We start from the raw sequence: 20,922 nt of genomic DNA on the forward strand, positions 1-20,922 counted from the left end.
GATGCCGTGGACGCTCTACGAAAAGCTGTGGGACGCGCACGTCGTAGCGGAAGCCGGCGACAAGGCGCTGCTCTATATCGACCGGCACCTGCTGCACGAAGTCAGCACACCGCAGAGCTTCCAAGCCTTGCGGGAGGATGGCCTGCAAGTGCGCCGCCCCGACACGCAGTTGGCCGTCGCAGACCATTCCGTGCCCACGCACGATCGCGGCGGCGCTATCGCCGACCCGCAGGCTGCAGCGCAGATCGCCTTGCTGGAGCGCAACTGCGCGCATTTTGGGATCGAGTACCTCGCGCTTGCCGGTGAAGACCAGGGCATCGTCCACGTGATCGGCCCGGAACAGGGCTTCACCCTGCCCGGCATTACGCTGGTGTGCGGGGACAGCCATACCTCCACGCACGGCGCGTTCGGCGCGCTCGCCTTTGGGGTCGGTGCGTCCGAGTGCGGCACCGTCATGGCAACCCAGACGCTGTGGCAGGCGAAAGCGAGGACTCTGCGCGTCACGTTCACGGGCAAACTGCAGCCGGGCGTATCGGCCAAGGATATGGCACTCGCCTTCGTCGGCATCGTCGGTGCGTCGGGCGCTACCGGCTATGCGGTGGAATATGCTGGCGAGGCGGTCGAGGCGCTCTCGATGGAAGGGCGCATGACCGTGTGCAACATGACCATCGAAGCGGGCGCCCGCACCGGGCTTGTCGCGCCGGACGCGAAGACCTTCGCCTACGTGCACGGGCGTTCGCGCGCGCCGCGAGGTTTGGCTTGGGAGCAGGCCGTCGCGGCGTGGCGTGCGTTGCCATCCGATGCCGACGCCAAGTTCGACCGGGAGATCGTGATCGACGCCAGCGAGATCGCCCCGCAAGTCACCTTTGGCACCAGCCCCGATCAGGTCATGCCGATCGGCGGCTCGCTGCCAGGCGGGGACAAGTTGGCCAAGGCGATGCGCTACATGGACGTGCATGCCGGTGACCTGATCGAAGGCCTCGGCATCGATCACGCTTTCATCGGGAGCTGCACCAACGGACGGATCGAGGACTTGCGCTCCGCCGCCGCGGTCATTCGCGGCGGACATGTGGCGCCCGGCGTCCGCGCGCTCGTCGTGCCCGGTTCCATGCGCGTTAAGGCGCAGGCCGAGGCCGAGGGCCTCGACACGCTGTTCACGCAAGCCGGTTTCGAGTGGCGCGAGCCCGGTTGCTCGCTGTGCGTGGCCATGAACGACGACCGCCTCCCTCCCGGCGCGCGCTGCGCGTCGACCTCGAACCGCAACTTTGAGGGGCGCCAGGGCGTGGGCGCCCGCACCCACCTGATGAGCCCGGCGATGGTAGCGGCTGCCGCCATCGCGGGCCGTATCGTTGACGTTCGCGAGGTCTTGGTATGAAAGCCATGAGCCAGGTCACAGGACAGGCGATCTCGCTGCCCGACGCTGACATCGACACCGACATCATCTATCCGGCGCGCTTCCTCCTGATCACCGAGAAGAAGGGTCTCGGCCGCTACGCCTTCGCCGACCGCCGCGACGGCCCTGACTTCCCGATCCGTGAGGACGAGGACCGCCCGATCCTGGTGGCCGGGCCAAACTTCGGCTGCGGCTCCAGTCGCGAGCAGGCGCCGTGGGCGATTGGCGATTTGGGCATTCGTGTGATCATCGCGGAGAGCTTCGGCGATATCTTCGCCAACAATTGCTTTCGCAACGGCATGCTGCCGATCCGGCTCGCTCCTGCCGAAGTCGAGGCGGTGCGCGCCAGTGCTGAAAACGGAGCGACTATCACCGTCGATCTCGTCTCCCGCACCATCACCGGGGCTGGCACTGCGATTCCCTTCACCGTGCCCGACAGCCAGCGCGAAACGCTGCTGAACGGCTGGAACGATACCACCCGCATCCTCGCCCTGCACGCCGAGGATGTGACCGCGTTTGAGGCGGTGCAGCAATGCGCAGCGCCATGGCTCTGGACGACAAGGAAATGACGATGGCCGACACCCGCCTGATCGACAAACTCGCCACCAAAGACTTTTTCGTGGTGCCCGGCATCCACGACATGATCACCGCCGTGATCGCCGACCGCGTTGGTTTCGACGTGGTATATGGCACCGGCTACTGGCTGACCGCGTCGGCCTACGGCATGCCCGATGCGGGACTGGTGTCCTACACGCAGATGCTGGACCGCCACGCCACCATCCTCAAGACCAGCAAGGCCGCGCTGATCGCGGATGCCGACACCGGCTTTGGCGGCCTGCTCAATGTCCAGCACACCGTCCGCGGCTACGAGGCGGCAGGCGTCTCGGCCATCCAGATCGAGGACCAGGAATTCCCCAAGAAGTGCGGCCACACCCCCGGGCGCAAGGTGATCCCGGTCGAGGACATGGTCGAAAAGATCAAAGTGGCCGCCGAAACGCGCAAAGACATGCTGATCATCGCCCGCACCGATGCGCGCCAGGTCGAGGGGATGGACGCGGTGCTGCGCCGGCTCGAGGCTTATTCGAAAGCCGGCGCCGACGTCCTGTTTCCCGAAGCGATGGAGAGCGAGGAGGAGATGCGCCTCGCCTGCTCCACCTTCGACAAGCCGGTGATGGCCAACATGGCGAACGGCGGCTCCACGCCGATCCTGACGGGCGATGCGCTTAGGGACATCGGCTATGCCTTTGCGATCTATCCCTCACTCTCCAGCCTGATCGCCGCATCGGCGATCGAGACCGCGTTCATCAAGCTGCGCGACCAAGGCGACGGCGAGCCTGCCGACATGCCAATGTTCGACTTCAAGGAGTTCTGCGGCCTGATCGGCTTCCAGGAAGTCTGGGATTTCGAAAAGAAATGGGCGCGCTGATCCGATGGAAATCACCGCAGCCGTTCTCGAGCGTTCCGGCGACAACCCGCGTCCTTATGCGACCAATGGCCCGCTCAAGCTGACCACGCTCACGCTCGACCCGCCGCGTGCCGGCGAGCTGCTGATCCGCATCGATGCAGCCGGCCTATGCCACTCCGACCTGTCGGTCATCAATGGCGACCGCCCTCGCCCGATGCCGATGGCGTTGGGCCACGAGGCCACCGGGATCGTGGAGGCACTGGGCTCGCGTGAAGATCAGGGCTTTGCCGTTGGAGATCGCGTGATCCTCGCGTTTCTGCCATCCTGTGGTGAATGCATCCGCTGCAAAGCGGGCGAACCGTTCATGTGCTCGGAGGGCGCGAAGGCGAATGGCGAGGGGCGCCTGCTGAACGGTGGACGCCGCCTGCACGATTCCTGCGGCAACGATGTGCACCATCATCTCGGCGTCTCGGCTTTCGCCAGCCACGTCGTCGTGGACCGGCGCTCCGCCGTGAAGGTCGACAAGGACATTCCCGCACAGATCGCCGCCTTGTTCGGCTGTGCTGTGCTGACTGGCGCCGGCGCGGTAGTGAACAGCGCCGGCGTCCGGCCGGGCGAGAATGTGCTAATCTATGGCTTGGGCGGCGTCGGCCTTTCCGCCCTGCTGGCGGCAAGGGCGTCGGGCGCTGGCATACTCGCAGCGATCGATCCCTCCGCCGACAAGCGCGCGCTAGCGACAGAACTGGGCGCGGTCGCGATCGATCCGGCGAACGCAGCGGAGCTCGCCTCGATCTTCCCCGAAAGCGGAGCGGACGTCGTCATCGAGACGGTCGGCAAGGCCGCCGTGCTCAAGGCCGCCTATGCCGCAGCGCGCCGCGGGGGGCGGATCGTCACGGTCGGTCTGCCCAACCCGTCCGAGACATTCGACATCCCCGCAGTTTCGCTGGTCGCCGAAGGAAAGACGCTGATCGGCTCGTACATGGGCTCGGCGATCCCATCGCGCGACATCCCACGTTATATCGCCATGTGGCGCAGCGGCCGCTTGCCGGTCGAGAAGCTGCTCACCTCCATCAGTCCGATGTCGCGGATCAACACCTTGCTCGACCTCATGGCGGACGGCAGTGCGATCCGGCAAGTCATGGTGCCGGACGGAATCGACGCGACCGGCTGATCAAGGCTCGGCCCCGCCTCAGGAGGAGCCCTTCATCTGCCAGTTGGGCGAAGGGGCGCCGCGCTCCGACACAGGGCGCTGTGAAGGAGTTCATTTGACTTATTGTTAAGCCATATTAACCTGTCCCGCACCGAGGCCAGCAGGAGATGGACGAATGACAGACATGGCCCAACGCTTTCCCGTGCTTGCCCGAGGATCGGGCCGATGGATCGGTACGTACACCCATCTCGACCCGACCGGTGGCCTTGTCGACGAGCACGAGGTCGAAACCGACTCCGAGTTTCCAGCGGACGGCGCGGCCGACTTTCGCCTGCGAATCCACAACCGCTGGAGGGATGGACGCGAGAGCCAGATCGAACCGCTCGCCGACTACCGCAACGATCGCCTGGAATGGCGCGAACGGCTGGTCGGGTGGATGAACGAATTGGACGAACAGACGGTCTACCTCAACTTCACGTACGCAAGCGATCCTTCGCTCCGCGTCTGTGAGATGATCCAGGTCAGCCCCGATGGCATGAGCCGGGCTCGCACCTGGCATTGGTTTCGCGACGACCGGCTGTTCAAGGTTACGCTTGCTCGCGAAAAGCGCGCTGACGCCTGACCGACCTTTCCCCGATGAGCTAATGGCAGAGCTTTCGAACATGGTGACGAATGACACGATCCGGCCCGAGACGCTCTCGATCCACGGCCCGATAATTTCCACGAACGATCTCGACGCGCATGTGGCGCTGTTCGCGGCCTTCGGGCTTGAAGAAGTGGCGCGAAGCGAGCGATCTGTCGAAGAGACGCGGGCTATATGGGGCATCAACTCGCACGAATCGAGCGAGGTGACGCTTGCGACCGCGGGTACGCCATTCGGTGTTCGGCTCGTCCGGTTCGATCCGGCTGGCGGCGATCAAATTCGCGACCCGTCTCGCGGTTCGGATTGCGATGCACTCAAGGTCATAGACTTCTACGCGCCCGACCTTCCCGCCGCCCGGGCGTCGATCGAGCGCGCCGGCTTCATGTTCAAGCCTGAGACCGCCGATTATGACACGCCGGAAGGCCGCTATCAGGAAGCCCATCTATGGGGTCCGGACGGCGTGGTCTGCGCGCTGATCTCCGGCGATCCGGCTCTGTTCACCGACCTCGCGACCGTGCGCGACCGGCTGGTAAGCGAACCGCAAAGCATCTCGGGTCCTGTGCAAGATGCCGCCGCGACATTGGCCTTCTTCGATCGTGTCCTCGGGCTGGGGGTGATCCACCAATACGGGCTGGAGGACGCCAGCTTCGACGCGATGGTCGGAAGCGCGACCCAGTTACGACTACGGGCCTGGAACGTCGGCACCCGCAAAAGCGCCCCCTACTTCGGCGTGATCGACTATGGGCTTCCCGCAGGCTCGCAGCAGTCACTGCACGCGGCCGCACGTCCACCGCGCCGAGGATTGCTGGGTGCGACCGTCCGCGTGCGCGACGCCGGCGCCGTCGCCACGGCTGCGGGAGGCACGACGGTCAACGTGGACGTGCCGGGATTTGGGGCGTCGGTGCTTGCGACGGTCCAGGGATCCAATGGCGCTTGGTACCAGGCGATCGAGCAAATCTCGGGATAGTCGGCTTTGTCTTCGGCTGTGCCCTTGCGCTCGCCGTCCGAGCAATCGTTACATCACAATATCATATCAAATAGGAGGCCTCATGGTTGCTGTTCGTCGAAGCTATGTGGATGGACCCTTTGGACAGATGCATATCCGTGTTGCTGGGCAACAGTCCGAGCACCCGCCCCTGTTCTGCTTCCACATGAGCCCGATGAGCGGGCGCATCTTCGCCAAGTTCATCGCTGAGATGGGCGAAGACAGGCTGGCGGTCGCAGTGGACACGCCAGGCTTCGGGATGTCCGATACACCGGAAGAACTACCCGAGATCGCCGACTACGCGCGTGCCATGGCCGCCGTCATTGATGCGCTGGGCATCGATGGGCCGGTCGATCTGATGGGCTATCACACGGGATCGCTGATCTCCTGCGACCTGGCCAGGATGCGCCCGCAACAGATCCGACGCGTCGTACTCGTATCAGCGCCTTTGCTGAATGATCAGGAGCGCGAGGAGATGCGGACGCTCTACGCCCGCATCGTACCAAGCCTGGATGGCGAGCACCTGATGAAGCGGTGGCGCGGCTACCTGCACCACAACCTGGGCCGTGGCCTTGACCTCGATGCGGTCGCCGACATGTTTCCCGACGGCCTGCTCGGCCGCAACCGCGCTTGGTACGGGCATCGCGCCGCGTTCAATCACCAACCCGACATGGGCCTGCCCGAAGTCCGACAGCCGATCATGGTCATCAATCCGAACGATGATCTGGTTCAGTACACGCCACGAGCCGCGGCCTTGATGGTCAATGGCCATATCGTCGACAAGCCGGAATGGGGTCATGGCTTTCTCGATGCTTCAACTGGGGAAGCAGTGGCGCTGGTGCGTGGCTTTCTAAATACGACTGCCTAGGGTGACGGTGGAAGAACCGCTCGGCAGCGACGACCATTCTGTTGCCCGCCACGGATCGGCAGGTCGGCGCTGCTTGAGAGCGAAAAGCTCGCCACGTCGGCCGCGGATCACCTCCGTTCGTTTGAGCGCGGACCAGCCCCAATTAAAGGTTTCAAACTGTGTCGCTTTATGACAATTGCATGACACATGAGGCGTGTGACAATGCAATACGGCACCGGCCGACTAGCACATGGGGTTCCTCGAAGCGCCGGTGCGGACACGCTGCTGGCTCGCGCCATAGCACGCATCGGAAACGCCGCTTTGGCGCCGGTGGAGTCGCAGCCGGAATCCTATGGGGTATTGACGAGAGCGCCTGCGACCAAGGTCGGGATCATTTTCAATCGTCACGCCCATCGCAATATTGGGCAGGCGCAATCCCTGCCGGATACGACCGACGCGGTCGACTGGACTTTTCCCCATACTGAGCAGGATCTGCGCGAAGCGCTAGCGCGGTTCGCCGATCGCGAGATCGACGTACTCGTGGTGGATGGCGGGGACGGAACGATCCGCGACGTGCTCAGCATCGCGCCCGCGTATTTTCGGGACCGACTTCCAAAACTGGCGATCATTCCTTCGGGCAAAACGAACGCACTGGCCTTGGACCTTGGCATTCCGATCAATTGGTCGCTCCACAACGCACTCGGAGCGATCGCAGCGGGGCGGACCAAGCAGCGCAGCCCGATCGAAGTTCGTCATGCCGCCGCCGCGACCCCGCATTTACGCGGATTTTTGTTCGGTGCGGGGGCATTCGTCGAAGCGACGGCAATTGCGCAGGGCGTCCACGGACTGGGCGGCTTCCGCGGCGTGGCGGTGGGCCTCTCGCTCGCGGCCGCGATCGCGCAGACGGTGTTCGGCAAATCGGACAACCGTTGGCGTCGCGGGCTGAATGTCGGCGTCGCGTTGGACGGTGGCATCCAGATCGAGCGGAAGTTCTACATCATCCTGGGGTCGACGCTGAAGCGCCTGCCGCTGGGGCTGCGCCCATTCGGGCGCGAACGGGCGGGTTTGAAGCTGCTCGGTGTCGATGCACCCCCGCGCCACATCCTCGCCACGCTGCCGGCGTTGCTGGCCGGATCGGAAGCGCGATGGCTCGAACGGTTCGGCTATCATCGCTGCACCACGGACGGCATCCGGCTGACGTTCGACTCCGACTTCGTGCTTGATGGCGAAACCTATCCGGGTGGCGACGTGATACTCACTCGAGGCGAATCGCTCGATTTCGTGGTGCCATGACGACCACGTTGCAAACGGTGGTAGCGCAGGAAATGTCGGTGGCGGTGCCGCAGGAGATCGATTCGGTGGCGCGGGTGCTGGCGAAGCGGCTGGGCGGTGTCGCCGTGTTGTTCTACGGCTCGGTGCTGCGAACCGGCGCGCTCGGCGACATTCTCGATTTCTATGTGCTCACGCCACGATCGCGCGGGTCCTTGTTGCGGCGGGTCGCGCTCGGCAACCTCTGGCCGGACGTCAGCTATCACGAGATACCGGTCGGCGAACGCACGATCCGCGCGAAGGTGGCGACGATGCCGCTGGCGACCTTCGAGCGCGCGGCCACCGGCGCGTTGCTCGACACGACGATCTGGATTCGGTTCGCGCAGCCAAGCGCACTGGTGTGGAGCCACGGTCCCGTGGATCGCCAACGCACGCTCAGCGCAGTAGCCGAAGCGGTCAAGACCGCGAGTCGGTTCGCGGCCGCGCTGGGGCCGCGCCGGGGCCAGCCGGACGACTTCTGGAAAGCCTTGCTGCGCGAGACATATCGCGCCGAGTTCCGCGTCGAGCCCCCCGGCCGTGAGACGCAGATCCTGGGCCACGCACCGGAACGCTATAATCGCCTGCTGCCGCTCGCGTGGCAGGCCAGCGGGATCGCTTTCGACACGGTCGAGGCCAGTCTGGTGCCGGCACTCGGGTTCGACGAGTGTCGGCGGCTCGTTCAGGCTTGGCTGACACGATCCGCTGCGGGCAAGCTGCTGAACGTCGCACGACTGGTGAAAGCGGCCTTCACCTTCGACGGTGCCGCACGTTACGGGCTTTGGAAGATCGAGCGGCACACCGGCGTCCACGTCGCGCTGACGCCGTGGCGCGAACGTCATCCTCTGCTCGCGGCGCCCGGCGTGCTCTGGCAAGTCCACGTCGCCGGCAGATGAGTTTCAACGCGTTGATTCTCGCGGGGTCTCGCGGCGGGCTCGATCCGGTCGCCGCCTATGCCGGCGTTCCCCACAAGGCGCTGATCACGGTCGGCGGCCAGACCATGCTCGCCCGGGTCGTCGACGCCCTGCGCGCGGCCGGTGCGGGGCGAATCCTGGTCAGCACGAACGACGAGACGGTCCGGCGCGAGACACTGGCGCTCGGCACCGAGCCGATCGCTGCCGAGGCCGGGCCGAGTGCGAGTGCGGCGCGCGGCTTCGCGCTGGGCGGAGCGCCGCTGCTGTTGACCACGGCGGACCACGCGCTGCTGCGTCCCGAGTGGATCACGGCCTTCGTCGACGCCGTGCCTGAAGATGCCGACGTTGCCATTCTGCTCGCACGGCGCGAGACGATTGAACGCGACGTCCCCGCCACACGGCGGACCTATTTGCGCTTCGCCGACGGCGACTGGTCGGGCTGCAACCTGTTCTGGCTCGCGACGCCGGCGGCGAACGCCGCGCTAGACCTGTGGCAGCACGTCGAGCAAGACCGCAAGCGCCCCTGGCGGATCGTGCGGCGGCTGGGCATCATGCCGCTCATCCGGTACGCGACCGGAAGGCTGACGCTGGCGAGCGCACTGGCCGACATCGGTGCCCGTATCGGGGTTCGCCCGCGCGTGGTTGAATCGCCGTTCGGGCTGGCCGCAGTCGATGTCGACAAGCCCGGCGATCTGGATCTGGTGCGCGGCTTGGTGGAATGATCGCACCGCGCGTTCGGATTTCCGTCTACGATCTCGACCGGACGATCACCAGCTTGCCGACCTGGACGCCGTTCCTTCTCCACGCAGCCAAAGCGACTGCGCCGTGGCGACTGGCGCTGACTCCGCTCGTCGGCATCGCCGCGCTCAGCCACCGCGACCGCGATCGGCGCAAGCAAGCGATGCACCGGCTGATGCTCGGCGCCACCCTCACCGGCGAGATGGCCGCGCGGCTGGCGGAGGATTTCGCCGAGCGCCTGACGCGCGACCATATCCGACCGGGCGCGCGCGCGCAGATGGCGGCGGATCGCGCGGACGGACGCCGCATCGTGATCGCGACGGCAGCCCACGCCTTCTATGCCCGTGCGATCGCCGACCGGCTCGGCGTCGTCGATCTGGTCGCGACGCAAGCGCGGCGCAACGCAGCGGGCGACGTCACGCCGCTACTCGACGGTCCGAACTGCTACGGCGTGGCGAAGCGAATGATGCTGGAACGATGGCTGGCCGACGCCGGCATCGACCGCGCGAACGCGCAGATCCGCTTCCACTCGGACCATGTTTCCGACGCGCCGAGTTTCGAGTGGGCGGACGAAGCCGTTGCGGTCAATCCGCACGCCCGGCTTCGCACCGTTGCGGTCGCCCGCGGCTGGCCGATCCTGGATTGGGGCGCCTGATGCGATCAGCGCCGGGCGGCGTCCCGCATCGGCGCGATTGAAAACCCCTGACGGTAGTTCATCACGATCGGGATCGCCGGCGTGTCCCGGCTCACCGTCACGGCCACGTCGGCATAGGCTGGCTTCAGGTGAAACAGCGAAAGCCTCGGATTACGCGAAAAGCCCCCGCCGTCGTTCCAGTCGGACTTTCGGTTGGCGTTGGCGTCATGGCGCACGGCCACCGCATAGTCACCGAAGTGCGGCAGACGCAGGCACACGTCGAGCGAGCGGCGCCCCTGAAGCTGGACCTCGACCCGGCGCACCCACTTTCCGGTGGCGAGGAAATCCGCCGGGTTCGACCCATAAGCCTGGACCCGCACGCTGCCGTCGCCGGTCTTGAAGCCGGTGATATGAACGCGGACGGCGGCCGCGCTCGGGTCGCTGCACGCCGCTGCATCGGCGCCGACCACCTCCGCGACCGCCGGGTTGCCGAGGCTTGCGATCACAACCGCGAGAGAAGCGAGCGAAGCCCGCGATGACGATATGTTCATCCCGAGTGAGATATGGTTGCGGGCGATGCGTTTCAACGTGATGCGCTATGGCGGAATCGCATTGTCCGTGGCTTAGGGGATTGGCCATCAAGGGGACCGAAATGCTGCGCGCAATGGACATATGGCGATGTGCGATCGTGCGGCAGAGCGTGGATGCGATCCTTCGCGACGGCATCGATCCGGCGGCCCTCGTATGGACGCCAGACATGCCGCCACTGGCATTCCGGGCGGACCCGTTCGGACTGTGGCGCGACGGAAAACTCCATGTGTTCGCCGAAGCCTTCGATTATCGAACGCGGATCGGCCATATCGATGTACTGACCTACGACGACGGGCTGAATCTGCTCGATTGCCGCACCGTCCTCAAGACGCCCTGGCATTTGTCCTATCCATTCGTGTTCGAAGCCGATGGCGAGACCTGGATGCTGCCGGAAGCCTATAAGTCCGGCACGCTCACGCTCTATCGCGCGCGGCAGTTCCCGTTTGTGTGGGAACCAGCCTGCGACATCCCCCTCGACGGCGCCGCGATCGACGCGACACCGCTGTATCACGCGGGGAAATGGTGGCTGTTCTATGCTCCCTCCGCCGACAAGGCTGCGCGGCGCAGCCATCTCCATGCCGCATGGTCGGACAGGCTCACCGGGCCGTGGCAGCTTCATCCGCTCAACCCCGTCCGTGTCGATCTGGCGAGCGCCCGCCCCGGCGGCGTGCCGATCGTGCGCGACGGGGTCATCGTGCTGCCGGTACAGGATTGCCGCCTGACCTATGGCGGCGCGATCCGGCTGCTGACCATCACCGACCTCAGCGAGACGCGATTCGAGGCGAGCGATGCGCCCGGCCCCGCCGCGCCAAGCTGGCTGGCGCCGTTCACGGAGGGGTTCCACACCCTCGCGCCTGCGGGGCCCGTGACGCTGATCGACGTCAAGCGCACCACGAACTCGCTGTACGGCAATGCGATCCGCATCCGCGGTATCGCACGTCGGACGCTCAGGGAGACGGGGCTTCTGCCATAGCGGCGGTCCGCCGCGTGAAGGCTCCCAACAGCGCCACAGCGACGATGGCGTCCACCAGCATGGCGAGCGCGGCCCCGATGATGCCGATGCGCGGCAACAGCAGCGCGAGCAACCCGGCAAGACAGAGCAGCGCGGCCGCCCGGACCGCAAGCAGCGTCCCCGTGCGCCCCAGCGCCATCAGCGCTGGCTCGAAACTCACCCCGATCAACTGAACCGCCGCGGCGGCGCCGAGGATGACGAGCGCGGGATAGGCCGGAAGATAGGCCGCGCCGCCGATCAGGTGGAGCGCCGGCCGACCGAGGATCGCGACCACCGCGAAGACGGCGATTCCGCCGAACAAAGCCGCTTTGTTGGTCCGATCGAGCAGCGTCGCCATCGCGCCCTGGCTCCGGCTCGCGCTGACGCGGGCCATCTCGGCATAGAGCGAGCGGCTCAACATCTCGGCGAGGATGAGCAGCGCCTGGCCAAGTTGGTGCGCCAGACGAAAATAGCCGGCCGATACCGCGCCTGCGGAATAGCCCACTGCGAGCAGGGCGACTTGCTGGCTGGCCGAAGCGAGGCTGGAGTTGAGATTCGTGAACAGCGCGAATCGCCAAAACCCGCCATAGGCGCGCGGAACCCCGGCGATGTCCGCCGGCCGCAATCCCGCCGTGACCGGCCTCACCCTGTACCAGACCAGCCCCCAATACGCGGCGGCGGTCGCGATCTCCGCCGCGGCCCATGCGCACAGGAAGCCGTCGACACTGGCGCCTGCAAACACCGCGGCGAGCGCGCCGATCATGCGGAACACCGGTGTCGCGGTGTCCGCCAGTGCGCCGTCGCGAAACCGGTCGTGGAGCCGCAAGGCGCCGACGGCTGTCGATCGCACCGTGAGCAGCAGCACGAACGCGAACAGGATCGCATGATCGGCGGTGCTGCGCGACCAGCCGAAATGCGGCGCGAGGAAGCGAACGAGCACAACGGTGATGGCGCATCCCGCAATCGCGGCGACCAGATCGAGGATGCCGCAAAACCACAGCAGCGCGGAGACTTGCCCGGTCCTGCCGGCCAGCAGCGGCTCGGTGCCCCAACGCAGCACGATCCGCCAGCTCTGAAAACCGACCAGCGCGGCCATGCCCTGCGCCAACCCCAGGATCAGAGCGAACGCCCCGAACCCCGCCGCGTGCAGCCCGCGCGCCGCCATCGCGAGATAAATCAGGCTCAGCACCGCGCCGAGGATCTTTGAGATCAGGAGCCAGCCCGTGTTGCGGAACGTGCGGAGCAGCGGCGTTTCGCCCGTGAGCCTGTCCCGAATCCGTCGTGTGGATCGGGGCATTACGGCGTCATATACGTTGACGGCACGATGCGAGCGCTCTTACGGCAATCGAAAATGAACATCGCGTTTCTTTTTATTGCTGAACCCTATCAGTGCTACCACGGGCTTGCCGTCGCTTTCGAGCTGCGCCGCGTGCCCGGCGCCCGCGTCACGATCTATTACAACGATCCGGAGTCCGTCTATCATCTGGAGCGCATCCGCCGGGCCTATGGCGAGGCGCCTTTCGACTATATCCGGATGAAGCGCAATTTGTTCGCGCGCGTGGTCGAGCGGATCAGGATATTCGGTTTTGCGAAGGGCTCGATCTACCGATCGAACGAGCCCGATCTGCTCGCATATGACGCGATCTTCACCGTCGAGGACACCGCCTTCCGGCTGTTCGAGGGCCGGCGCGCGACCGAGCGGCCCAAGAAAATCTATTTGCCGCATGGCGCCGGCGACGGCACCGTCGGGTTCTCGTCGCGGCTCAGGATGTTCGATTACGTTCTGGTAGCCGGGCCGAAGTCCGCACAGCGGATGCTCGAACTGGGGCATATCCGTGCGGATCAGTATCATGAAGTCGGACTGGTCAAGCTCGAGACGGCAGACCTCTTGTCCCATGCGTCCGGGCCGCTGTTCGAGACTGCCCGCCCCACCGTCCTGTACAACGCACACAAGACGCGCGGGCTCGAATCGTGGAGCACGTTCATCGAGCCGATGCTCGCGGACTTTGCCGCGCATGACGCTTACAACCTGATCGTGGCGCCGCACGTGAAACTGTTTCGCAGGCGTAGCGCCAGGACCAAGGCCTATTGGCAATCGCGATCGACCGGCAATGTGCTCGTCGATGTCGGCTCGGACGGATCGGTGGATATGAGCTACACGCGCGCGGCCGATATCTATGTCGGCGACATCAGCAGCCAAGTCTACGAGTTCCTGGCAGAGCCCCGCCCCTGCGTCTTCCTCAACCCGCACAATATCGACTGGGTCGACAATCCCGACTTCGCGCACTGGCATCTTGGCGATGTGATCTCGCGTCCGCAGGACCTGATGCCGGCGATCGAGGCTGCGCCTGCGCGCCACCATCTCTACCGAGAGCGGCAGGAGGCGCGCGCGGCAGCATCGCTCGGCGACCGCAGCCCCGGCGCCGCCGCCCGGGCCGCGCAGGCAATCGTCGCGTTCCTGCGCCGATGAGGGTCGGCTTCCTCTTCAACCACGATGCCGCGCATCAGATTCCGCATACGATCGCGATCGCGGCGGCACTGGCCGCGCGCGGTGTCGATGTCGAGATTCTGACGTCGAGCAAGGAGCAGCGCGGCGTGGCGAGCGCCATCCTGCCGGCTGCGGCGAATGTTTGCTACACGATGCTTGAGGTCGGATGGACGAGCCGGCTGGCCGACCGGATGCTCCATCACGTCGCGCCGTTCCGCCGCATCGCGATCCTGCGCGAGAACCTGCCCGCGTTCGCGAAGCTCGACGCGCTGGTGGTGCCCGAGACCACATCGACGCTGCTCAAAACCCGCTTCGGGCTGAAAGCGCTCAAGCTGATCTATCTGCCCCACGGTGCCGGAGACGGCGCAGCGGGTTTTCAGCCCGTCACCAAACATTTCGATCTGGTGCTGCTGTCCGGCGAGAAGGTTCGGGATCGCATGCTGTCGCTCGGGCTGATCACGGAGCAGGGCCACGCCATCGTCGGCTACCCCAAGTTCGACACGATCGACCTTACCGCGCGGCCTCGCTTCTTCGACAACGACAAACCGACGGTGTTGTACAATCCGCACTTCAACCCCCGGCTGTCGTCCTGGTACTCGCTCGGCGAGCGGGTCTTGGACTGGTTCGCCGCGCAAGACGCGCTAAACCTGATTTTCGCACCGCATGTCATGCTGTTCAAACGCCGGCTACACACCTCGCTGATCCACCGCAGGTCACGGTTCCGGCGTGATATCCCCGCCCGCTTCCTCGATCATCCGGGAATATTGATCGACACGGGCAGTCAGCGTTCGATCGACATGAGTTACGTAAAGGGGGCGGATATCTATCTGGGGGACGTATCGAGCCAGATCTACGAATGGATTCAGCGGCCGAGGCCCGCCATCTTCTTCAATACGCACATGCCGGACTGGCGTAGTTCGATGGATTATAGCCATTGGTCGCTCGGCGAGGTGATCGGCGGCGTCGGCGAGATGCCGGCGGCAATCGCCCGGTCTTTGGCAAACCCGCGCGGCTATCAGGACGTGCAACAGAGTGCATATGCAGCGACCTTCTCACACTCGGAGCGCCCCGCCGCGGAGCGCGCCGCCGACGCGGTAGTCGAATATCTGCACAGCGGTGATGACACGGCAGGGTATCGATAGAAGCATCGTCGTGGTTACGCTTCCTGTTCGGCACTATCGAGGTCTATCGCGCCTCGTTCGCACGCAGCACACGAGTCTGATCGGAGCCAAGGATTCGCAAACTGGAAGACAAAGAGCTTGCGCAGATTGTTAATAAGCGTCGGAACGAAACCCCACTGTTGATTTCTGCATCGCCTTGTGCTGCGTCGTTGCTTGGCGCGTGTCATGGCTGACGATACTGGCTCGTGAGGCACCAGGGGCTTCGCCTGCTGCCGTCTTCACCGAAGCGGAGCGCGATCTCCTCGATCGCTCGACGCCAAAGTTATCACAGGCGCCTTCCCGCGACCTCGCCTTTTATGTGAGAGCTGTCGCAAGGCTCGGCGGCTATCTTGACCGCGCGTCCCACCCCCCGCCCGGTGCAACCGTCATATGGAGAGGTATGTCGCGTCTCGCCGATCTCGTCGAGGGCGCCCGCACCTCGAGACCCCCATTGGGCACTTGTGGGTAAGAGCAAGTGCGACCGGCCGGATGCGCTCCCGAATTTGTCGCCGTGCGGCGACACGGGCCGCTGCGATACAGCGTTCCTATTTGTTCAGTCCCTTTCGGAAAAAGCCGGTCGGTTGAGGGGTAGCAGCTTCGGCCATCGTTAACCTGAGACGCGACCTATGAGTAAGTCCAATCAATACCCCTTAAAATCTACATTGATCCTATAGGAATTAGACGGCTTTAGCGTGGAACCGGCACCACTCCGGCCAACGTCGCGAGGTCAAGATAGCTATGCGAATGATCGATACGGCCCGTCCGACCCGATGGCTCGCCCACGCCCTTCTTCCCGAACCACACTCGCGCGCTGAAGCCAGCACCGGACACCGGGATCGGCATTTCGCGGCGGTTTTCCGGCATCTCAGACAGGAATTTTGATGAACTATCGAATTTCGCGCACCTCTGGCGGCGCGTTCGCGGCGTTGTTGGCGGTGACCGCGCTGACGCCGGCATTTGCGGCCGAGGCACCCACGCCGCCCGCCGCCTCCACACCCCCCGAGGTCGCGGGTTCGAATGGCGACGCACCGCCAAGCGACGACATCGTCGTTACCGCACGTTACAAGAATGAAACCCTGCAAACCGTTCCCATCGCCATCACCGCGTTGTCTTCAGCCCAGATCGGGGCGATCGGCGGCCAGACCAGCATCAAGAACCTCGCCAATTTCGCGCCGAGTGTAACGATCCAGGGGTTCAGCGGCCGTAATCAGACAATCACGATCCGCGGCCTCGGTACGAATTCCGGCGGCACCAATGACGGTCTCGACCAGGGCGTCGGCCTCTATATTGACGGGGTATACCGTCCGCGCACCGGCACCGTGATCAACGATCTGCTCGACGTGGACAGCATGCAGGTGCTGCGCGGCCCGCAGGGCACGTTGTTCGGCAAGAACACCGTCGCCGGGGCGATCGACGTGCGCACCAAGTTGCCGAGCTTCACCCCGGAGGTGTCCACCGACCTGACTTACGGGAATTACAATTACATGCGCGCTCAAGCATCCGTATCCGGCGGTCTTACCGACACGCTTGCGATCCGCGTGAGCGGCCTCGTCGCCGCACGCGACGGAACCATCTACAACACGAAACAGAAGCAGGATTGGGACAATTACGAAAACGTCGCGGTCAAGGCCGACCTGCTGTGGAAACCCAGCGACACGCTGACCTTCCGCCTGACGGGCGACTATGCGCGCCAGACCGGGAATATGGGTTTTTATCTGTCTGGCCAGGTGCTGCCGACCACGCTCGCCAATGGCGCGACGACGAAAGGCTTCTACGCGCATTCCGCCGACGTCGGCTATGCTCCGATCGCGATCGATCCCTACAATCGCCGGACCGACATCAACGGTTCCCAGGCGATCGCGATGCCGAGCGGCGGGGTCACGGCGCGCATCGACGCCGCGCTCGGCGGACATACATTGACCTCGATCACCGCCGGCCGGTTCTGGAAGTGGATTCCCAACTGGGATGGCGACCAGTTCGGTGCCGATGTACTCGGACAAGCCACCGTCGCGACGAACCAAAAGCAGTTCAGCCAGGAACTGCGCCTCACCTCGCCGAGCGGCGGCAAAATCGAATATACCGCCGGCCTCTATTATTTCTGGCAGAAGGCCGATCTCAAGCAGGAGCTGTCGTTCAACAAAGACGCCGCCAAATGGTATTTCGGCCCAACTGCCCCCAATGCGCTTCTGCAAGGCCTGGATCAGTTCAGCTATCTCGACCCGTCCACGAACAGTTACGCGGCTTATGGTCAGGCGACCTGGCACGTCACGCCGTACACCAGCCTAACCGGCGGCTTGCGCTATACCTATGAGAAGAAAGCGGGCAGCTATGATGCGGTTCAGGTCGGCACGGTCGCCCCGATCTCCAGCCTGCCCCTCGCGTATCAGGCCGGCGCCGCTGCAATCCGCGCGGCTTACGCTCCGTCGGGTGGCGCTTATGAGGCGAGCCGGTCGAAAGGCACGGTGTCGTGGCTGCTCAGCGCCAATCAGGACCTCGGTGACGATGTTCACGCTTATGCAAGCTATTCGCGCGGATACAAATCGGCTGGAATCAACCTCGTCCGCAAAAATGCCGGCATCAACATCTTCGTCGAGCCCGAGAAAGTCGATTCCTACGAAATCGGCGTGAAGTCGCAACTCTTCGATCGGCGCGTACAGTTCAACACCGCCGTGTTCTGGACGAGCGACGAAAACTATCAGGCCAACCTGTACGACGTTTCCAACCGCATTTCGTACCTGGGCAACGCCGGCAAGGTACGCAGCCGCGGCGTCGAGATCGATCTTCGCGGCACGGTCGCCAAGGGTCTCACTCTCAATGCCTCGGGTTCGTTCACCGATGCCAAATATGTGCGCTACACCAACGCGATCTGCCCGTTCCTGCAATCCTACCGGACGTCCTGCGACATCTCCGGCCAGCGCCTGTCGGGCACGTCGAAATGGGTCGGCGCGGTGCAGGCGCGCTACGAGACCCCGATGAGCGACCGTATGCTCGGCTACGCCGCTGGCGACATCAGCTATCGCTCGAAATTCTTCTCCGCCGTCAACGACGATCCGTTCAGCGAGATCAAGGGTTATGCGCTGGTCGGCGCGCAGCTTGGCCTGCGCGCGGCGAATGGCCCGTGGGACGTGTCGGTTTGGGCGCGGAACCTGCTCGACAAGGATTATCTCGTCACCGCCACGGTCAACGCCACTTGGGGCATCACTCAGGTGGGCGTCGGCGAGCCGCGCACCTACGGCATCACGATGAAGAACCATTTCTGATGCGATCCGCACCGAAGGATTTTGCCATGTCGTTCAACACGTCGATGTCGCGACGCGCCGTTCTGACGATCGGTGCCGCGGGGGCGTTGTCGGCCTGTGTCAAAGGATCGAGCAAGACGCTCGTGATCGGCGACCAGCGCGGCGGCATCCAGGCGTTGCTCGAAGCCTCCGGTCAGCTCAAGGATGTGCCCTATGCCATTCAATGGGCGCAATTCCCCAATGCCGCCCCGCTCATCGAGGCGCTCGGCGCAGGCGCGATCGACACCGGCGTGGGCGGCGACGCACCGTTCATTTTCAGCCTGCAGGCGAATGCGGGGGTGAAAGCGATCGCGGCGTTCCGCGCCAAGGGTGCCGCGACGACCGTGCTGGTGTCTGGCACGTCTCCCATCAAGGGATTCGACGATCTGCTCGGCAAGCGGGTCGCGACGCCACGCGGTTCGATCGGCCACTATGTGTTGCTCGCGGGCCTGAAACGGCTCGGCAAACCGTTCGACGCGATCGACATGAAGTTTCTCAGTCCGAGTGACGGTCGTGCCGCGCTGGCCAGCGGCACGGTCGATGCCTGGGCGATCTGGGACCCTTATGCGGCCATTGGCGAATTGAGCGACGGGATGCGCATCATCCCGATCGACCGATCGTTGACGCCCGGTCTCGGTTTCGTGTTCGGCACTGACGCTTCGTTGCGCGATAAACGCCCCTTGCTCGCCGATCTGACCGCACGCTTCGCCGCCGCGCGCACCTGGGGGGAAACCCACCGCGAAGCCTATGCGCAGATGCTGACCAAGCAGACCGGCGTGCCGCTCGCGGCGACGCGGCGCTACCTCAACCGCAGCGTCAACGTTCCCGTTCCCATCGACACCGGCTTGATCGCGGAGGAACAGGGCATTGCCGACCTCTTCCAGGAAGCCGGGCTGCTCACCAAGCCGGTGCAGGTCGCGCCGAATTTCCAGCAACTCTGATTTAGCGCAAGGAGCCATCCTATGGCCAAGCGACAGCTCAAACTTGGACTCGTCACCACCGGCGTCGGCGGTCCTGGCCAGACCAACCGTTGGCTCGATCCTGAAATCCCGGTCGATGCGAGCGTCAATATCGATTGGTATATCGAGATCGTCCGTCAGGCCGAAGCGGCCAAGTTCGATCTGGTTTTCATCGTCGACAGCCAGTTCATCACCGCAGATTCTCCGCCGCATTATCTCAACCGGCTGGAACCGCTGACACTGCTTTCGGCGCTGGCGGTCGCGACCAGCCATATCGGCCTCGTCGGGACGTTGACGACGTCATACAACGAGCCCTTCAACCTCGCGCGCCGGCTGGCCTCGCTCGATCTGATCAGCAAGGGCCGTGCGGGCTGGAACGTCGTTACCAGCGGCGACGCCGGCACGGCGGGCAACTACGGCCGCGAGGCGCACTATAATTACGCCACGCGCTACGGCCGCGCGTTCGAATATCTTGATGTGGTGCGTGGGTTGTGGCGGTCCTACGAGGATGGTGCGCTGGTGCGCGACCGCGAGACCGGCGTATTTCTCGACAAGAGCAAGCTCCACGCGCTCAACCACAAGGGTGAATATTTCTCGGTCGTGGGGCCGCTCAATATCCAGCGATCGCCGCAGGGCGAGCCGGTGATCTTCCAGGCGGGCGATTCAGAACAGGGCCGCACGCTGGGGGCCACCGTGGCGGACGCGATCTTCACCCATGCCAAGACGATCCAACAAGGCCAGGCCTTCTACGCCGACATCAAACGCCGCGCCGCGGCGTTAGGCCGCGATCCAGACGCGATCGTCATTCTGCCGGGCTTCTCGGTCACGGTCGGCGACACCGACGAGGATGCCCGCAGGATCGAGCGCGAACACCGCAGGATCGACCAGAGTTTCGACCAGGCGTTGGCCGAGTTCGGCCGTGCCTTCGGCTGGCACGACTTCCGCCAGTATGATCTCGACGCGCCGTTCCCGGTCAAGGCGCTGGAACATGCCAAAAGCAGCTTCTTCACCCAGGCCAAACAGATCACCGAGATTGCGGTCGCGCGTGGTCTCTCGCTGCGCGACACGGTCGAACATCTGCGAGACCAGTTCAGCAGTCCGTTCGTGGGATCGGCTGAGACTGTGGCCGACGAAATCGAACGCTGGTTCGAGGGGCGGGCCTTCGACGGGATCAACGTGCATGCCGGCCACCCTAGTCAGTTCCGCCGCTTCACTTCGGAAGTCGTGCCCCTGCTCCAGGCGCGGGGGTTGTTCCGCACCGAGTATGAGCACACTACGCTGCGCGGCAACCTCGGATTGCCGATACCCGCTAATAGCAGGAGCGTGAATTAGCTGGCGAGTGAAGGCCCGGCAGGTTCATGGACACGTTGCTGACTCGGCGATCTCGCCACGGTTGAGCACGGTCCCCCGCCCCGCTTTAACGAATATCAACAGCGCTTGA

Annotated in this window: 20 protein-coding genes; 18 read left to right on the top strand and 2 right to left on the bottom strand. The window is 64.5% G+C overall.

Annotation, left to right across the window (positions count from 1 at the left end):
* Position 1: 1 nt before the first annotated feature.
* The 11 genes from leuC to J0A91_RS16005 all read left to right on the top strand — a co-directional run bounded on the left by leuC (position 2) and on the right by J0A91_RS16005 (position 10,035).
* Positions 2-1,375 (top strand): 3-isopropylmalate dehydratase large subunit, encoded by a 1,374-nt coding sequence (leuC, locus tag J0A91_RS15955; protein ID WP_069205737.1) that lies wholly within the window; start codon positions 2-4, stop codon positions 1,373-1,375.
* A complete protein-coding gene (leuD, locus tag J0A91_RS15960; RefSeq protein ID WP_069205738.1) occupies positions 1,372-1,962 on the top strand; it encodes a 3-isopropylmalate dehydratase small subunit in 591 nt (196 codons plus the stop codon). The genes leuC and leuD overlap by 4 nt, the downstream gene beginning before the upstream one ends.
* A 2-nt stretch (positions 1,963-1,964) precedes the next feature.
* A complete protein-coding gene (locus tag J0A91_RS15965; RefSeq protein ID WP_069207398.1) occupies positions 1,965-2,819 on the top strand; it encodes an isocitrate lyase/PEP mutase family protein in 855 nt (284 codons plus the stop codon).
* 4 nt (positions 2,820-2,823) lie between these two features.
* Complete coding sequence (locus tag J0A91_RS15970; RefSeq protein WP_069205739.1) at positions 2,824-3,969, top strand: alcohol dehydrogenase catalytic domain-containing protein; 1,146 nt, start codon at positions 2,824-2,826, stop codon at positions 3,967-3,969.
* A gap of 163 nt (positions 3,970-4,132) precedes the next feature.
* The gene (locus J0A91_RS15975; protein ID WP_069205740.1) at positions 4,133-4,570 is read left to right on the top strand and encodes a hypothetical protein; all 438 of its coding nucleotides are present in this window, start codon (positions 4,133-4,135) and stop codon (positions 4,568-4,570) included.
* Positions 4,571-4,691: 121 nt separating this feature from the next.
* Positions 4,692-5,558 carry a hypothetical protein gene (locus J0A91_RS15980; protein WP_169833154.1) on the top strand — a complete coding sequence of 289 codons (867 nt, stop codon included), beginning with the start codon at positions 4,692-4,694 and terminating at the stop codon, positions 5,556-5,558.
* A gap of 82 nt (positions 5,559-5,640) precedes the next feature.
* Entirely contained in the window at positions 5,641-6,444 is an 804-nt protein-coding gene (locus J0A91_RS15985; RefSeq protein WP_169833155.1) for an alpha/beta fold hydrolase, read from the top strand.
* A gap of 201 nt (positions 6,445-6,645) precedes the next feature.
* Positions 6,646-7,716 carry a diacylglycerol/lipid kinase family protein gene (locus tag J0A91_RS15990; RefSeq protein WP_169833156.1) on the top strand — a complete coding sequence of 357 codons (1,071 nt, stop codon included), beginning with the start codon at positions 6,646-6,648 and terminating at the stop codon, positions 7,714-7,716.
* Positions 7,713-8,624 (top strand): hypothetical protein, encoded by a 912-nt coding sequence (locus J0A91_RS15995; protein WP_069205743.1) that lies wholly within the window; start codon positions 7,713-7,715, stop codon positions 8,622-8,624. The genes J0A91_RS15990 and J0A91_RS15995 overlap by 4 nt, the downstream gene beginning before the upstream one ends.
* Entirely contained in the window at positions 8,621-9,364 is a 744-nt protein-coding gene (locus tag J0A91_RS16000) for a nucleotidyltransferase family protein (protein WP_069205744.1), read from the top strand. The genes J0A91_RS15995 and J0A91_RS16000 overlap by 4 nt, the downstream gene beginning before the upstream one ends.
* Positions 9,361-10,035, top strand: coding sequence for an HAD family hydrolase (locus J0A91_RS16005; protein WP_069205745.1), 675 nt, complete (start codon positions 9,361-9,363; stop codon positions 10,033-10,035). The genes J0A91_RS16000 and J0A91_RS16005 overlap by 4 nt, the downstream gene beginning before the upstream one ends.
* Positions 10,036-10,040: 5 nt before the next feature.
* On the opposite strand, the gene J0A91_RS16010 is transcribed toward J0A91_RS16005, so the two are convergent.
* The gene (locus J0A91_RS16010) at positions 10,041-10,601 is read right to left on the bottom strand and encodes a DUF2141 domain-containing protein (RefSeq protein WP_240502044.1); all 561 of its coding nucleotides are present in this window, start codon (positions 10,599-10,601) and stop codon (positions 10,041-10,043) included.
* Between the two features lie 65 nt (positions 10,602-10,666).
* Here J0A91_RS16010 and J0A91_RS16015 point away from each other — a divergent pair, with 65 nt between their 5' ends.
* Positions 10,667-11,578: a glucosamine inositolphosphorylceramide transferase family protein gene (locus tag J0A91_RS16015; RefSeq protein ID WP_083224970.1), complete on the top strand. Its 912-nt coding sequence runs from the start codon at positions 10,667-10,669 to the stop codon at positions 11,576-11,578.
* Here the strand turns inward: J0A91_RS16015 and J0A91_RS16020 are convergent.
* Positions 11,553-12,893: a lipopolysaccharide biosynthesis protein gene (locus J0A91_RS16020; protein ID WP_083224715.1), complete on the bottom strand. Its 1,341-nt coding sequence runs from the start codon at positions 12,891-12,893 to the stop codon at positions 11,553-11,555. The genes J0A91_RS16015 and J0A91_RS16020 overlap by 26 nt on opposite strands.
* Before the next feature lie 54 nt (positions 12,894-12,947).
* On the opposite strand from J0A91_RS16020, the gene J0A91_RS16025 reads away from it, so the two are divergent.
* From J0A91_RS16025 to J0A91_RS16050, 6 genes are all read left to right on the top strand, one after another.
* Positions 12,948-14,066 (top strand): hypothetical protein, encoded by a 1,119-nt coding sequence (locus tag J0A91_RS16025; protein WP_069205746.1) that lies wholly within the window; start codon positions 12,948-12,950, stop codon positions 14,064-14,066.
* Positions 14,063-15,226 carry a hypothetical protein gene (locus tag J0A91_RS16030; RefSeq protein WP_069205747.1) on the top strand — a complete coding sequence of 388 codons (1,164 nt, stop codon included), beginning with the start codon at positions 14,063-14,065 and terminating at the stop codon, positions 15,224-15,226. The genes J0A91_RS16025 and J0A91_RS16030 overlap by 4 nt, the downstream gene beginning before the upstream one ends.
* Positions 15,227-15,401: 175 nt before the next feature.
* Positions 15,402-15,713, top strand: a complete 312-nt coding sequence (locus J0A91_RS25235) for an IS4 family transposase (RefSeq protein WP_420852802.1) — start codon at positions 15,402-15,404, stop codon at positions 15,711-15,713.
* Positions 15,714-16,125: 412 nt separating this feature from the next.
* Positions 16,126-18,504, top strand: coding sequence for a TonB-dependent receptor (locus J0A91_RS16040; RefSeq protein WP_069205748.1), 2,379 nt, complete (start codon positions 16,126-16,128; stop codon positions 18,502-18,504).
* A 26-nt stretch (positions 18,505-18,530) separates the two neighbouring features.
* On the top strand, positions 18,531-19,463 hold the full coding sequence (locus tag J0A91_RS16045; RefSeq protein WP_069207403.1) for an ABC transporter substrate-binding protein: 933 nt from the start codon (positions 18,531-18,533) through the stop codon (positions 19,461-19,463).
* Positions 19,464-19,484: 21 nt separating this feature from the next.
* The gene (locus J0A91_RS16050; protein ID WP_069205749.1) at positions 19,485-20,813 is read left to right on the top strand and encodes an LLM class flavin-dependent oxidoreductase; all 1,329 of its coding nucleotides are present in this window, start codon (positions 19,485-19,487) and stop codon (positions 20,811-20,813) included.
* The last annotated feature ends 109 nt before the right edge of the window (positions 20,814-20,922 follow it).

The organism is Sphingomonas panacis, assembly GCF_001717955.1.
Classification (GTDB): Bacteria; Pseudomonadota; Alphaproteobacteria; order Sphingomonadales; family Sphingomonadaceae; genus Sphingomonas; species Sphingomonas panacis.